Here is a 15,141-nt window from a genome sequence, read left to right on the forward strand (position 1 = left end):
GATCTATCCGATCTCTCGAAGCAGCGATTTGTTCCGCCCACAAGGTCGAGGTACCGCATGCGCTTCCTTCACACCCCGTTCGCGATGTTCTGTTTCGGGGGGCCTTCGTGCTGGTCACTATCGCGTCGTGGTTCTGCTGAACTGCGGCGCGTTCGATTGCTCGCATATGCGTATGAAAGCATGGGGACTGATGGCAGGGAACGATGACATGGCGAACGGAAACGACCACCGCGTTCATACGGATGCCGTTACCGCCAAGCTCGGCGAGCAGGTGACCAATCTAGGCCGGCGCCGGCCCGACATGGAATCCGAGATGCGGGCCGGGTTCAAGGCGATGGAAGCTGCGGTCACGTCGCTGGTGAGACCAGAGCGTCGCTCGCTACCTTCCACGAACCTCGCTGAGAGGAACAAGCCGCAATGGCAGGCCCTCAGCGTGGCTTTGGCCTTCGCCGCGCTCGTGGGAGAACATAGCACGTCTGAGTTTGTAGGCCGCCCTCTCCCTTGTTAAGCCGAGCCTAACACCGTCGACGCAGTGCTGGGCTTGAATGCCATTCGATCATGAACAGGGAGCTCTCGGTCGGTCTGATCGGCTACCATCCCGATCAGACCGCCGGAATCATCCGCAACGCCGGAAAGAGCTGTCCGAGCAATGTGGCGGGCCAGGGAATGTGAAGCATCGTATCGAAGACGATATAAATCAGCGCAATCATGCCGACAGCCTGCCCCAGAATGGGCTTCCAGTTCTCACGTCCCTCGAGCCACATGTAAAGGGCGGTGAAAATCGGAATCGTCAGGATGAAGCCGACCGCTCCTATCAAAGCAAGGAAAAGGACGAGATAGAAGAAGAACGTGGAGACCCTGACCGCAAGTTCTCTCCCTGACATGTCATCGTAGCTGACCTGCATGTCCATGTGGATCGTATGGGATTGCAACTCTCCCCTCTCCTGCCGGCTCGTGATAATGGCTCGGGAAAAAACTTGATTGAGAAGACTGGTCACCGCCAAGAAAAGACTGAAACCACCCACGGCGAGCGGTCCCACGCTCGCTCCGAACGGCCAAACCACGGCCGGAACGAGCATTACGGCCAGAACGGCGATGACGAACACGTGCAATAGGTCGGAGAAATGGAGTTCGGGCTTGCCGAAATTGGCCGCAATGCCTTTCCATCCCCCCATGGAGCGCCAGTGCTGAAAAACCGGTTTCAGGACCAGTAGGATGGAAAGCACCAGGAAAATAAGGACGATCGGCCTCGAAAACCAGCCGTAGCCATAACGCGTGGCGGTGATGAACATGTAGCGTTCGATCAGCGCGCCGAGCACGAAACCCAGGATGAGGGGCGGACGCGGCCATTTGAGGAACTTCATGATCCACCCAAGAATGGCTAACAGGATCAGCGTGTAGAGATCGCCCCAGTCGCGCGTGGCCTGGTAGGCGCCGATGAAGACGAAGGTGATGACGCCCGGCAGGATGACCGTGTATCTGAGCAGCGCGATCTTCGCCAGTTGACCGCTGAAGACAAAGCAGATGCCCGCCCCCAGGATGTTTGCGATCGCTATCGACCAGATCATCGAATAGGTGATGCTGAGATTCTTGGTGAGCATGTCCGGGCCGGGTATCAGCCCGTGGATCAGGAACACGCCGAGCAGGATGGCCATCGAGGCGGAACCCGGCACGCCGAACGCGATCGTCGGCACCAGCGAGCCGGCGGTGATCGCATTGTTGGCGGATTCTGGCGCGATCACCCCGCGCACGTCGCCCTTGCCGAAGGTTTGGTTGCCACCCTTCACTGTCTGCATCGCATGTCCGTAGGCGATCCAGTCGACGACCGACGCGCCGAGGCCCGGTATTGCGCCGATGGCCGCGCCGATTGCGCCGCAGCGCAGAACGAGCCACCAGTTTCGCAAAGCATCCTTCATACCCTGCAGCATGCCGGAGCGAACGTCGAAACTCGAGCTGGAGGCAATCGCCTGTCGCTTGATGGCGAGGTCCGCCAGTTCCGGCAACGCGAAAAGCCCAAGCACGACAGGTACGACCGGCAGGCCTTCCCACAGATAGAGCGTGTCCATCGTCCAGCGCAGGGTGCCGGTCTGCGGGTCGGAGCCGATCATCGACAGCATGATGCCGAAGCCCGCCGCGATCAGACCTCTCAGCGGTGCGGAGCCCGAGAGGACGGCGACCATTGAAATGCCGAAGATCGACAGGGCCAACAGTTCTGGCGAGCCCAAATGCAGCATGAGCGGCCGCAGCACGGGAATGCAGAGAGCCAGGATGAGCGCTCCGAAGAGACCGCCAATCAGCGACGAGGTGTAGGCGGCGCTGAGCGCACGACCGGCCTGGCCGCGCTTCGCCATCGGATTTCCATCCATAACAGTCGCCTGGGCGCCCGCCGAACCCGGCACGGCAAAAAGCACGGCCGGGATCGTGTCGCTCGTGCCGGTGACTGCTGCCATGCCGAGCAGCATGGCAAAGGCGCTGTAAGGGTCCATGGTGTAGGTGAACGGCAGCAGGAGAGCCATGCCCGCCAAGCCGCCGATTCCCGGAACAATGCCGAGAAACAGGCCCATCAGGACACCGCCCGCCAACAGCAGCAGGCGCATAGGATCCATTAGCACCGCCAAAGCTTCCACGGCGGCCGGCAACATGTTCGCTTCCATAGCATTTCCGTTTCGCTGGAGGTCCCCTCGAGTGCGGAACCGGTTGTCAGGACAGGCTGGATTTCCATTCCGGCGGGATGAGACCCGAAGCCACTGCTCGCCGAATGTAGTAGTTCCACAGCTTGTCGATGTGGAATTCGCGCGGGCTGTCGATTGCAGCGATCTCGTCTTCCGTCAGCGGATCGGGCTCGCGGCCGGCCTGGAGGACCATCATGTTGATATCGAGATTTTCCCGGAAATGGATCGCATCGACGAAGAGCGCCGGTATGGATTCCGCGACCAGGACGATGCCGTGCGCGCGAATCAAAGCTGCGTTATGCCGCCCCAGCGTGCTGGCGAGCTCCCTTCCCTGCTCGACCCGCCGTATCAGCCGGGGGTCGGGATGAATCGGTATGCCGCTCGCGAAGACGAAGGCACGCGCCCGCATGATGGCGAGCGGCGTGTCCTTCATCATCGTGAAGGCGATCGCCTTTTCCGGATGGCTGTGCAGCACTGCGTTCACCTCCGGCCGGGCGCGCAGGATTTCCGTATGCAGCACCACTTCGAGCGGAGCCTTGCCCTCCCCGCCGACGACGTTTCCGGCAGGATCGACGACGAGGATGTGGTCGGGCGCAAGCTCCGCACGAGAATGCGTCGCCGTCTGGATGAGGATGTTCGGCGAGCCGGGGATGCGCGACGAGATATGACCGCTGTAATCGATGATCTCCTCCTGCACGAGCAGGCGGGTCGCAGTGGCAATCTCCTGCGCAAGTCTTGCTTTGTCACTCATACGACGCTCTCCTCCCACAATGGCGGCGTAACCATTCTTCGTTCGGGGCAGGTTGCTATTGGACCCCGATCAGTTTCGCGAGCTTTGTGCCGACTTCCTTCGGTGTGCCGACGATCTCAGCGACGATCTGCTCCAGTTGCTTGCCGCTGATCGGTTCGATTAAAAGTCCTTCCTTCTGAGCCGCAGCCAGGAACTCCGGATCCTTGACCATGGCGTCAAAAGCCTTGCGTAGCGCATCCAGACGTTCCGGCGGTACATTGGGCGTGCTGAAGATCGGACGACCGATGGTGGTGGGCGCCGAGATCAGGCGCAGCATCTGCTTGTCCTCGTCGTTGGCCGCAAGATCCATCAGCAGCGGCACGTTCGGCAATTCCTTCTCCCGCTGCAAGCCCACCTGGACGAGGATGTTGATCATCTTCTTCTCGACCCAGCCGAGTGGCTTGACCGATCCCCAGTTGACGCTGCCGCGGCCATCCACTTCGCCGTTTTCCATCGCCATGTTGATGTCGTTACCGCCGGGATATCCCATGATGATCTCGAACTTGGTGCCGAGAAGATTATTCATGATCAGCGGATATTGCGACGACGTCGAACCTCCGGTCGCCCCGATCGGCACGGCGATCTCGCGCGCCTTCTCGACGTCGGTCACCTGAGACTTGTGCCAGGTGATGACGATGTTGTTCTCCATCGTCGGACTGCCCACGTAGCCGAATTTGCCGGTGTCGATGTCCCGGAGCGCGGTGTCGCCCATCACCTGCGCAAGCGCCAGCGACTGGTCGGCGGTGCCGATCACCGTGCCGTCCTGCGGCGCTTTAGCATAAAGAAAGGCAGCCGCCGTGCGGCTGGACGCGCCCGGTAAGTTACGGGGCACGATGGACGGATTGCCGGGGATGTGCTTGCCGAGAAAACGCCCGACCAGGCGGGCATATTGATCGTAGCCGCCGCCCGGCGAGTAACCGATGATGAGGTCCATCGCCTTGCCGCGGTAGAATTCCGCGATTGCCGCCTCGTCGGCGACGGCCTTCGGCGGCATCGTCATGGTGCCGCCGAAGGCAATTGCGGCCGCCAAGACGGCGCCGCCGAGCCTCGAATAAATTCCCATTTCCTTCCTCCCTTTGCGCTCAGAGGATGCGGGCCTTCTCCTCAGGAGTCCGCAAACCCATTCATCCAGACATCGGTTTCCTACTTCTGCAGCACCACGAGCTTTTCCAGCTCTTCCTTGGAAAGCGCGGTCTTCATGTAGCCGAACTTGACCGCGTCCTTCATGATGTCGTCGGCACCGCTGAACTGGGCCGGTTCGATGGTCTTCTTCTCGCGGAATTCATCGCGAATGCGTTTTGCCATGCCCGGCGAAACGCCAGCGATCTGGGCGTAGAGCTTCAGCGCTTCCGGATCCGAATACATCCAGTCGACCGTTTCGCGATAGGCGGCGAAGAAGCGCTTGAAGACGTCGGTCCGCTCCTTCATCACATCGGGATTGGCGATCAGCACGCGCACCGTCTGGTTCTGGAATTCGGGGATGTCGCTCGCCCTTGCGACGACGCGGATGCGGCCGCTATCGATCTCTTCCAGGCCGAAAGGCGGCGACGCCCAGCCGACATCGACCTGTCCGGACATGACCTGGGTGAAGGTCGCGGCCGCGGCACCGGTCTTGGTCTCCTTGAAATCGATCCTGTAGCGCTGCTTGAAGGCGAGCACGACGCTGTTCGTCGAGGAGCCGGAGGTCGAATAGGATACCGTCTTGCCGGCCATGTCCTCCGGCTTCTTGATCGGGGAATCGGCGCGCGCATACCAGAACTGGTCGTTCGGTCCGGTCAGCGACGAGCCGATGATGCGGATCGGCGCGCCTTGTGCGAACGCCGCCATCGCGCCGGCCGGGCCGATGCCGGCGCCGAGATCGACACTCCGCGAGATCACCGCCTGCTGCGATTCCGCGCCGCCCTGGGTGTAGAGCACCTCGACGTTCAGGCCGTGCTTTGCGAAGATTCCCTGTTTCTGGCCGAGTTCGGGAATGGAATTTTCCCAATTGCCCTGGTTGCCGACGGCGACGATCATCTTGTCGGCGGCCAGGGCATGGCCGGTCAGACCGCTGATCGCGAGGGACAATATCAATCCGGTAAATCTGCCGATCGCAAACATGTCATTCCTCCCTATCCATGTTCAGCTATTGATGGCCCGGCCGTGGGGCGGATGAGCCTGCGCGCTGCCCGCCGCACCGTTGCCGGTAATCATGGCCGCAAGCGCCTCCACATCTCCGGGGAAGGCATCGCCGCGCCAGGCGACGTGCATATCCGGCCGAAGAACGAGGTAGTTGCGTCCATAGACGTTCTTGGCGGTAACATCGTCGATGTCCAGTATCTCGATCGGAGCACCGAGATTTCGCATCGCGTTGACGAAGGACGCCCCCGCCGTCTCGTTCCCATCCAGCCGCAGCAGCGTATAGCCGCTGCCGATCCGGTCCTGGACCGGCGTTCCATCGGCAAGCCAGACATGCGGCAGGCGCGCGCCCGGCCAGGTCGTCGGCCGGTAGGTCATGTAATCGTGCTTCGGCGGCAAACCGTCCTCCTCCGCGATGATCGCGGAGTCCGCATAGCGGTAACCCAGTTCCGCGCCGATCATCTCGTTGGTCTTGCGCTGCTCGCGATCGGCGATCTCGATGAACTCCTTCTTGAGAGCGATCCCCTCCAAGGTGTTCTCGTACATTTCCGGCCGGTACTGGGAGCGCCATTTCCGCCGGCCCTGCGAGGCGAAGCGGGAAGCGGCGACATTGTGGGCGCCGATCTGGCGCCGTTCGACCTCGTAGCTGTCGAGGAGATCTTCGCCCCCCCAGCCCTGCAGCGTCGCGGCGAGCTTCCAGGAAAGGTCGATCGCGTCGCCCACGCCGGTATTCATGCCCAGCCCGCCGGTCGGGATGACGAGATGCGCCGCATCGCCGGCCAGGAAGACGCGGCGGTCGCGGTAGCGGTCGGCAAGCATCAGGTTCTGCCGCCATTTTCCCGCATAAAGCATCTCGTATTTGACCGGCATGGCGACGACCTTTTCGAACATCGCCTTCATGTCCTGGGGCGTTTCCACTACCGAATGCAACGTGAAGTGCTTCAGGTCGTCCTGGACGATCAGGAAGGTCGCCTTGTCGTCAGCCACGTGATAGTGCCGGCCCTTGGCGATCGGGATCTTCTCGAACAGGTCGTCGGACCGGTAAAGCGCCTGCCAGAGCTCCAGGAGGTTGCTCTCGCCTTCCAGTTTGAAGCCGAGCTGCTTGCGCACAGTGCTGCCGCCGCCATCGCAGCCGACCACGTATTTCGCGGTGACGCTGACTTCGCTGCCGTCGCTGCGGGCGAAACGGGCGGTCACCTTATCCTTATCCTGGGTGAAATCGATCAATCTGTGGCCATAGGAGACATCGATGCTCGGCAGGCCTTCGACCACCTCCTTGAGGAGCGGTTCGAGCGTATATTGCGACACGAGCTGATAGGGTTCGAGCGGCTCCGAGCCGTCATTGGCGGCATTGATCCTGGCGCGCGCCTCATCCACCGACGGATAGGGCAGATGCAGCAGCGGCTCCTCGACCATGGTCCTCACGACGAAGACATCCATCGGCATGTCGGAGGGAAAACCCGCCGCCCTGATCTTCTCCGAGACACCGAGGCGGCGATAGATCTCCATGGTCCGGGCGTTGCAACGCTCCATCTTCGGCAGGAACTGCGGCGCGTCCTTCTGCTCCGTCAGCATGGCGGAAATGCCCTTGCGGCCGAGGTCGAGCGCGAGCGTCAGTCCGACCGGCCCTGCCCCGACGATCAAAACATCGACGTCGGCCATGGTCACGCCCTTTCCAGCCCGAACAGGGATTGCGCGTTGCGGAAGCTGATCTTCTCGCGGTCCTCCTGCGTCATGTCGATCGATTCCAGGACGGCGATCGTATCGCGGATATAGCCAGGCCCTTTTTCCGGATCGAATGGGCAGTCGGACGCGAAGAGGACGCGGTCGGCGCCGTAGAAATCGAGCCCGCAAAGGGTTGCCGGCCGCGAGCCGAACACCGCGGTATCCGCATAGAACTCCTTGAAATAGTCGAAGGGGCGCTTCTTCAGCCGCTTCAGCACTTCGGTCAGATCCTCGTCCGACGTGCGCTTGCCGAGCTGGTCCCAGCCGGGGCCGACACGACCTTCGAAATAAGGAACCATGGCACCCAGATGATGGGCGAGCACCTTGAGTTCCGGAAGACGATCCAAGAGCCCGGAGAAGACCAGGCGGGCCATGGCGGCACTGGTTTCATAAGGCCAGCCGAAGGTCCACCAGATCTCGTATCGCGACTTGTCCTCCGTCTTGTAGTCCGGCATGTCGGAAGCGCGGGAGGGATGGAGGAAGACCGGCCTGCCATGTTTCGCCGCCGTCTCGAAAATCGGGAAAAAGCGCTCTTCATCGAGTGGCGCGCCGTTGACGTTGGTGTGGATCTGAAGCCCGTTTGCTCCAAGTCCGAAAGCTCTTTCGGCTTCGTGCACCGAAGCATCCGGATCGTTCATCGGCAGTGAGGCCAGGAAGCCTACGAAACGTTCCGGATAGCGGGCGACGAGGTCTGCAAGGCCGTCATTGCCGAGCTTGGCATATTCGGTGATCTCGGTGGGCGTGCCGAGCGATTCCAGCGGCGGCATGCCGAGCGAGAGGACCTGGGTGTAGTCATCGAAGCGGTCGACGACGCGCAGCCGCTCGTCGATGTCGTAGATGGCGGGCACGCCGCGCATTCTCTTGCCGATGTCTTTGGCATTCCCTCCCGAGGACAACATCTTGTCCCATAGCTGTTTCGGAAAGAAGTGGTTGAAAGCATCGATATAGCGCATGAATATATTCCCATTTGAAGGATGCGCCGATCGTAGGAGCTGACTTACGCCTCGCACAAATACCGTTTTTTGTAGCAAGGTATAAAAATCATCTATAGCTTGCGGTCGGGGCAGATCGAGGGAGGCGAGGTTGGATCTCAGACAGTTAAAGTATTTTCGGGCCGTTGCTTTGTCGGGAAGCTTCGTGGCAGCCTCGCGGGTCCTGCACATTTCCCAGCCGGCCGTCGGCTATCAGATCAAGCAGCTCGAAGATGCGCTCGGCACCGAACTCCTGCTGCGCGGCGCACGCGGCGTGACGATGACTGAATCCGGCAAGGCACTGCTTGACCATGCGGAGGATATTCTCGCAGCCGTCGAACGCGCCCGGACGGCGATGGACGCCTTTCGCAACCAGCTGGTCGGCGACATCACGATCGGCGTGACGCCGACATCCGGCCGCGCGCTGGCGCCGGAACTGCTGAAGCTCGTCTCAGAGGAGACCCGCCTTCACGTGACGCTGCGACAAGGCATGAGCAACGAGCTCTTGAGCGAGGTCATGTCCGGCCACCTGGATCTCGCCTTCTGCTACGATCCGCCCTCCACCGAACGGATCCGTCTCGTGCCGCTCTACCGGGAACCGCTGATGGGAATCGGCGTCGAGGAACTGATCGGCGCCTCTTCCGACCCGATCGATTTCGACGAGCTTGTCAAACTGCCGCTGCTGCTCGACAACCGCTTTCAGACGATCCGCCAGGTCTTCGACCAGATCATTCTCGCCAAGCAGCTGCCGCAGCCGGATATCATCGACCTGGAGCCGATCAACCTGAAGCGGGAGATGATCGTCCATCACCGCCGCTGCACGGTCGCCCCCTACGGACTGTTCCTCGACGAGATCCAGCTGAACCGCGTGCGAGCCCGAGTGATCACCAATCCGGTGATCGTCCGCAACATGAAGCTCGCAATTCGCGCCGGCCTGCCGGATTCCTTCAGCTCCTACCTGCTTCGCTCGATCAAGACCACGGTCGCCCAGCGGATCAAGCGGGGCGACCTCGGATGGGAGCCGGTCGAGGTCGGGACGGAGCTATAAGTTTCTTCTATAGCCTCTGAAAAAATTCTGTATTTGCCGCCGCTTCGATCCCCCCATAGGTTCCCAGAAGAGGAATGAGGACGCTGGCCAAAAGCCGGCGCGAGGAGGAATTTTGGAGAATGTCGCCCTGTCGGGCCAGCAAGCCGCCATTGCCATCGAGCAACCGGTGCGCTGGCCAGCCGATAACCGTCGATACGGAAGCGACGTTATCGCCGAGACGATCCGCGCATTGAACATCGAATTCGTGGCACTCACGCCGGGATCGAGCTTTCGCGGCCTGCATGACAGCCTCGTGAACCATCTCGGCAACCGGGAGCCGCAGCTTCTGGTCTGCCTTCACGAGGAACATGCGATCGCCATCGCGCACGGCTATGCGAAGGTCACGGGCCGGCTGATGGCCGCCGCAGTGCATGCCAATATCGGCCTCATGCATGCCAGCATGGCGATCTACAATGCCTGGTGCGATCGCGAACCGGTGCTGGTCATCGGCGCCACCGGGCCGGTCGATGCGATGCGGCGCCGTCCCTGGATCGACTGGATCCACACCTCGCGCGACCAGGGGGCCCTCGTGCGTCCTTTCCTCAAATGGGACGATCAGCCGGCGTCGGCGGGTGCTGCCCGCGAGGCGCTGGTACGCGCCGCCGGCATTGCCGAAACGCTCCCGAAGGGGCCGGTCTATGTCAATCTCGACAGCGAAATGCAGGAAGCCCCGCTCGATGCGCCGCTGACGGATTTCGAGACCTTGCGCTACCGTTCCCCCGTCGATCACGGTCCTTCCCTTCAGGCTGTGCGTGACACGGCCGCGCGGCTGAGAAATGCGAAAAATGTCCTCTTCCTCATGGGGCGTTTCTCCCGCAGCGAGGGGGACTGGGCCAACCGCATCGAACTTGCTGAGCGGGTCGGTGCGAGGGTCGCGACCGATCTCAAGGTCGGCGCCGCCTTCCCGACCGATCACTGCCTGCACATGGCGACGCCGTTCAAGTTCATGAATCCCGAACTTGCCGAAGCGATCAAATCCGCCGATATCATCATCGCCTTCGAATGGGTCGATCTTGCCGGCACGCTCTCGGCCGCGCTCGGCTATGGCAAGGCGGCAAGCGCCCATGTGGTGCATGCCAGCCTCGACCATACGATCCACAACGGCTGGAGCCTGGACCATCAGGCGCTCGCCCCCGTCGATCTGCATGTGGCCTGTGCGCCGGATCTTTTCGTCGAAGCCCTGCTGCAGCGGGAATTGCCGGCGCGAAAGCCGGTTCCCAAGCGGAGCGAACCGGCTTTTACTCTGTCGGCCGGCCCGCAGATCGGCGTGTCGGAACTCGGCAGAACACTGAGAGCTGCCGTCGGCGAGCGCGATGCATGCCTCATCCGCCTGCCGCTCTCCTGGGATCCGCAGGCCTGGGCGTTCCGGCATCCACTCGACTATCTCGGCAGCGACGGCGGCGGCGGGTTGGCAAGCGGGCCCGGCATGGCGGTCGGCGGCGCCCTGGCGCTGAAAGGAACTGGCCGCCTGCCTATCGCCATTTTAGGCGACGGCGACTTCCTGATGGGCGGAACCGCTGTCTGGACGGCGGTCCACTACGAGCTGCCGCTGCTGATCGTGATCGCCAACAACCAGTCCTATTACAATGACGAGCTCCATCAGGAGCGGGTCGCCCGCACCCGCGCCCGTCCGGCGGAAAATCGCTGGATCGGACAGCGCCTTGCCGATCCCCCGATCGACCTTTCCGCCTTCGCCAAAAGCCAGGGCGCGAAGGGCTTCGGCCCGGTCACCGACCGAGACCTGCTCGAGGACGTCCTGAGACAGGCCATCGCGGCGGTGGAGGCCGGCGGCGTCGCCGTGGTCGATGTGCACGTGGCGCCTGGCTACGAAGGCGGCGCGGCAGCGAATTCGACACAATCCAGTCCAGCCTCGAAGGATTGATGACATGAAGGTTGCAGCATCCATGAGCCGGACCGATTTGAACGAAGTCCCCAAGCCAGAACCTGAACCCCTCCTGACCGTTGAGCGGGTATCGATGAAGTTCGATCTCGCAGAGCGGAGCGTCACCGCGGTGAGCGATGTTTCCTTCTCAGTGCGGCCGGGCGAGGTCTTCACGGTCATCGGCCCGTCCGGATGCGGCAAATCGACCCTGTTCAACATCATCGGCGGCCTGCTCGGCCACTATGAGGGTGAAGTCAAGGTGGACGGATCGCGGATTGCCGGATCGCATGAAGCGATCGGCATGGTCTTCCAGGAGGAATCGACCTTCCCCTGGCGCAACGTTATCGATAACGTCGCCTTTCCGCTGGAGCTCAAAGGCATGGCGAACAGCGAACGCCTCGACCGGGCGCGTCACTTCATCGACATGGTTGGGCTCTCCGGCTTCGAAAAGCACATGCCGGCCCAGCTCTCCGGCGGCATGAGGCAGCGCGTAGCGATTGCCCGCACGCTGGCCTACGAACCGCGCATTCTCCTGATGGACGAACCTTTCGCAGCGCTCGACGAACAGACGAAGCTGCTGCTCGGCGAAAAGGTGATGGAGATCCAGCAGCGGCTAAAACAGACGACGCTGCTCATCACCCACAACTTGAGCGAAGCGGTGCAGCTTTCCGACCGCATCCTGATCATGACCTACCGCCCCGGGCGGGTTAAACGGATTCTCGACATCAAGCTCGACCGGCCGCGCAATGCCGATATCGTCGGCAGCGAGGCCTTCGGGCGGTACGTCGCCGAGATCTGGGCCGACCTTCGCGAGGAGGCGACGCGCGGCATGTCGGATGCGGAAAGCGCGAGGCGATAACATGGCCTCGCTCCTCCGCTCCGACCGTTTTCTGCCCTTGGCAACCGGCGTCGTCTCGCTGGCGGCGGCCATCCCCGTGACGGAATTCCTGTTGCGGATGGAAATCCTCAATCCGCACATTATGCCTTATCCATCGGATGTTTTCGCGGCGATCCCGAGGATCATCCGCGAGGAAGCCGTCTTCCAGCGTTTCCTGATTACGGCCGGCGAGACGCTCGCATCGCTCACGCTGATCGTCGCGATCGGTGTGCCGCTCGGCGTGTCGCTGCAGCGCAGCCTCCTCGTCCGCAAGGCGACGGAAAGCTGGTTCAGTGCGCTCGCGGCTGCCCCGATCGTGCTCGCCTACCCGCTTTTCCTCGTGCTCTTCGGCCGCAATGCCGGCGCCATCGTGGCGCTCGCGGTCATCGGCAGTCTTCCGCCGGTGGTGCTGAAGACGGTCGACGGCCTTGCCGCAACGCGCAAGGTGCTCATCAATGTCGGGCGTGCCTACAGCATGACGCACCGGCAGATCTTCTGGCGCATCATGGTGCCGTCGGCGATCCCCAGCATCTTCGTCGGCATCCGTCTCGGGCTGATCTTCGCCTTGGTAAAGATCGTCGGGGTGGAGTTCCTGATCAATTTCGGCGGGCTCGGACAGCTGATTAACGAACTGGCCGAACGTTACGACCTCGCCGGCACCTATGCGGCGATCATCTTTGTGATCGCCGTCAGCATGCTTGCCTTCACGCTTACGGAATGGATCGAGAAATGGCTCACGCAAAGATAGGCCTCGAGGTCCGAAGCGGGCTGCTCGCAACCGAAGGGACGAAGGTCCTGGCGATCCGCATTGCGATCATTCTCGTGACCCTCGCAGTGTGGGAAGGCGCCAGCCATTCGGGGCTGTTCTTCAAGGACGTCGTCCCGTCGATCGCGACGCTCTTCGTCGCGCTCGTCAAGCTTCTGTCGGGCAGCGCGTTTTACACACATCTCATGGTGACGGCCGGCGAGATCGCTGCCGCGATGGCGATCGGCAGCGTTTTCGGAATCGCAGTCGGCCTCATACTCGGAGCCAATCCATTCCTGGCGCGCACCTACGAGCCCTATATCTACTACTTCGGCCCGACGCCGAAGATCATCTTCTTCTCGGTGCTGATCATGCTTTACGGCGTCGGCTCCGGCTCGAAGATCGCCATGGGCGCCATTTCCTGCTTCTTCCCCATCACCCTTTCGACGCTCGCCGGCATGCGCGAGATCAATCCGGTGCTGATCCGCGTCGGGAAAAGCTTTTCGGCCAGCCGCCGGCACATGGTGTTCAAGATCCTGATGCCGGCCATGCGCGTGCCGATGATCACCGGCATTCGTCTTGGCCTCGGGGTCGCAATCATCGGAACACTGCTCGCCGAGACCAAGCTTTCCAACAAGGGCCTCGGCTTCATGGTGATCCAGTCCTACAACCGCTTCGATATGCCAACCATGTACGCGCTAATCATCGTCGTCGTTTCCATCGCAGTGCTGCTCAACATGCTGATCGAGCGGTGGAGCCGGTCGAACAGCTCCGACAATCTGGGATCGCTCGCATGAATGACATGGCCCCTTCGCCGTCCAAAGGCATCTTCTACAATGGAACCTGGCAGCGCCCGAAAGATGCGCAGACGGTTTCTGTCTTCAGCCCGGCGACCGGAGAAAAGATCGCTGATATCCTGCATGCCGGCCCTCAAGCGGTCGATGCGGCTGTCGCAGCGGCCAAAGCGGCCTTCCGCGGCTGGAGCCGGACGCCGCTCCTGGAACGCGGTCAGCTTCTCAAAAGGATCGCCCAGGCACTTCGCGATCATGCCGACGAACTGGCCTTGATCGAGGCGGAAGACGGTGGCAATCCGCTGCGGCTCGTCCGGCAGGACGTCTTCTCCGCCGCAGCACAGATCGACTATTTCGCTGGCCTTGTCACCGAGATCAAGGGCCATAGCATCCCCCGCGATCCGGGTTCGCTGAACTATACGATCCGCGAGCCCTGGGGGGTCGTCGCCCGCATCATCCCGTTCAACCATCCGATCCTGTTCTGCGCCTCGAAATCCGCAGCACCGCTCGCGGCCGGCAACACGGTGGTGGTTAAGCCGCCGGAACAGGCGCCGCTTTCCGCCCTGCGTTTTGCCGAGATCGTCGCCGATATCCTGCCGCCCGGCGTGCTCAACATCGTTGCCGGCGGCGGCGAAGCGGGCGCAAGGCTGACGAGCCATCCGGACATCGCCAAGATCGCGCTGACCGGCAGCTTACCGACGGGAAGAGCGGTGCTGCGCGCCGCCGCCGAGCGCATCCGGTCCGTCCAGCTGGAACTCGGCGGCAAGAACGCTCTGATCGCCTTCGACGATGCCGATCCGGCTGCCGTCGCCTCTGCCATGGTCGGCGGCATGAACTTCACCTGGGCCGGGCAATCCTGCGGGTCCACCAGCCGCGCCTTCATCCATGAGGCGATCTACGAGGATGTGCTGGCGCACCTTAAACGACGTGTCGCCGACGTGCGCCCTGGCCTGCCGACCAGACCCGAGACGATGATGGGGTCGTTGATCGACCGGCGCCAGTACGACCGGGTGATGAATTATATCGAGATCGCCCGCCGCGAAGGTGCGCGGCTGATCGCCGGCGGCAAACATCCCGACGATCCGCTGCTGAAAGACGGCTGCTTCATCGAGCCGACCATCTTCGCCGACGTCGATCTTTCCATGACGATCGCGCGCGAGGAAATCTTCGGCCCAGTGCTTTCCGTCTTTCGATGGAGCGACGAACAGCAGCTCGTCCGTGATGTCAATTCGGTTGAATACGGCCTTACCTGCTCGATCTGGACCAACGATCTGCACCGTGCCCACCGGATGATTTCCGTCGTGGAAGCGGGATTCGTCTGGGTGAACGAAACCACCAAGCATTTCATCGGGGCCCCGTTCGGCGGCTACAAACAGTCCGGGCTGGGCCGCGAGGAAAGCATCGAGGAATTGCTTGATTACACGCAGATCAAGCACGTCCACATCAAATACCATTCTGAAACGCCGGCAGCGTGAGCATCCCC

Annotated in this window: 12 protein-coding genes and 1 pseudogene; 7 read left to right on the forward strand and 6 right to left on the reverse strand. The window is 61.9% G+C overall.

The genetic code is table 11. The annotated features are described in order from the left end of the window. A pseudogene (locus ACMGE0_RS31180) lies at positions 1–508 on the forward strand (hypothetical protein); the annotation flags it as partial. A gap of 94 nt (positions 509–602) precedes the next feature. Here ACMGE0_RS31180 and ACMGE0_RS31185 read toward each other — a convergent pair. The 6 genes from ACMGE0_RS31185 to ACMGE0_RS31210 form a co-directional block, all read right to left on the reverse strand. Next, positions 603–2,642, reverse strand: a complete 2,040-nt coding sequence (locus ACMGE0_RS31185; RefSeq protein ID WP_436819755.1) for a tripartite tricarboxylate transporter permease — start codon at positions 2,640–2,642, stop codon at positions 603–605. Between the two features lie 58 nt (positions 2,643–2,700). Beyond that, positions 2,701–3,423 (reverse strand): class II aldolase/adducin family protein, encoded by a 723-nt coding sequence (locus ACMGE0_RS31190; protein ID WP_436819756.1) that lies wholly within the window; start codon positions 3,421–3,423, stop codon positions 2,701–2,703. Positions 3,424–3,478: 55 nt separating this feature from the next. Beyond that, complete coding sequence (locus ACMGE0_RS31195) at positions 3,479–4,525, reverse strand: Bug family tripartite tricarboxylate transporter substrate binding protein (RefSeq protein ID WP_436819757.1); 1,047 nt, start codon at positions 4,523–4,525, stop codon at positions 3,479–3,481. An 80-nt stretch (positions 4,526–4,605) separates the two neighbouring features. Continuing rightward, the gene (locus tag ACMGE0_RS31200) at positions 4,606–5,562 is read right to left on the reverse strand and encodes an ABC transporter substrate-binding protein (protein WP_436819758.1); all 957 of its coding nucleotides are present in this window, start codon (positions 5,560–5,562) and stop codon (positions 4,606–4,608) included. 21 nt (positions 5,563–5,583) lie between these two features. After that, positions 5,584–7,242 (reverse strand): FAD-dependent monooxygenase, encoded by a 1,659-nt coding sequence (locus tag ACMGE0_RS31205; RefSeq protein ID WP_436819792.1) that lies wholly within the window; start codon positions 7,240–7,242, stop codon positions 5,584–5,586. A 2-nt stretch (positions 7,243–7,244) separates the two neighbouring features. Next, positions 7,245–8,258 carry an amidohydrolase family protein gene (locus ACMGE0_RS31210; RefSeq protein WP_436819759.1) on the reverse strand — a complete coding sequence of 338 codons (1,014 nt, stop codon included), beginning with the start codon at positions 8,256–8,258 and terminating at the stop codon, positions 7,245–7,247. Positions 8,259–8,388: 130 nt separating this feature from the next. Between ACMGE0_RS31210 and ACMGE0_RS31215 the strand changes: the two genes are divergently transcribed. The 6 genes from ACMGE0_RS31215 to ACMGE0_RS31240 all read left to right on the forward strand — a co-directional run bounded on the left by ACMGE0_RS31215 (position 8,389) and on the right by ACMGE0_RS31240 (position 15,133). Then, on the forward strand, positions 8,389–9,324 hold the full coding sequence (locus ACMGE0_RS31215; protein ID WP_436819760.1) for a LysR family transcriptional regulator: 936 nt from the start codon (positions 8,389–8,391) through the stop codon (positions 9,322–9,324). A gap of 112 nt (positions 9,325–9,436) precedes the next feature. Beyond that, positions 9,437–11,245 carry a thiamine pyrophosphate-binding protein gene (locus ACMGE0_RS31220; RefSeq protein WP_436819761.1) on the forward strand — a complete coding sequence of 603 codons (1,809 nt, stop codon included), beginning with the start codon at positions 9,437–9,439 and terminating at the stop codon, positions 11,243–11,245. 4 nt (positions 11,246–11,249) lie between these two features. Next, positions 11,250–12,104 carry an ABC transporter ATP-binding protein gene (locus ACMGE0_RS31225; protein ID WP_436819762.1) on the forward strand — a complete coding sequence of 285 codons (855 nt, stop codon included), beginning with the start codon at positions 11,250–11,252 and terminating at the stop codon, positions 12,102–12,104. A 1-nt stretch (position 12,105) separates the two neighbouring features. Next, positions 12,106–12,870, forward strand: coding sequence for an ABC transporter permease (locus tag ACMGE0_RS31230; protein ID WP_436819763.1), 765 nt, complete (start codon positions 12,106–12,108; stop codon positions 12,868–12,870). Beyond that, the gene (locus ACMGE0_RS31235; RefSeq protein WP_436819764.1) at positions 12,852–13,664 is read left to right on the forward strand and encodes an ABC transporter permease; all 813 of its coding nucleotides are present in this window, start codon (positions 12,852–12,854) and stop codon (positions 13,662–13,664) included. Before ACMGE0_RS31230 ends, ACMGE0_RS31235 begins: the two co-directional genes overlap by 19 nt. After that, complete coding sequence (locus ACMGE0_RS31240; protein ID WP_436819765.1) at positions 13,661–15,133, forward strand: aldehyde dehydrogenase family protein; 1,473 nt, start codon at positions 13,661–13,663, stop codon at positions 15,131–15,133. The genes ACMGE0_RS31235 and ACMGE0_RS31240 overlap by 4 nt, the downstream gene beginning before the upstream one ends. Positions 15,134–15,141: the final 8 nt, after the last annotated feature.

Origin of the sequence: Neorhizobium descurainiae (assembly GCF_051400715.1) — a bacterium.
Taxonomy (GTDB): Bacteria; Pseudomonadota; Alphaproteobacteria; order Rhizobiales; family Rhizobiaceae; genus Neorhizobium.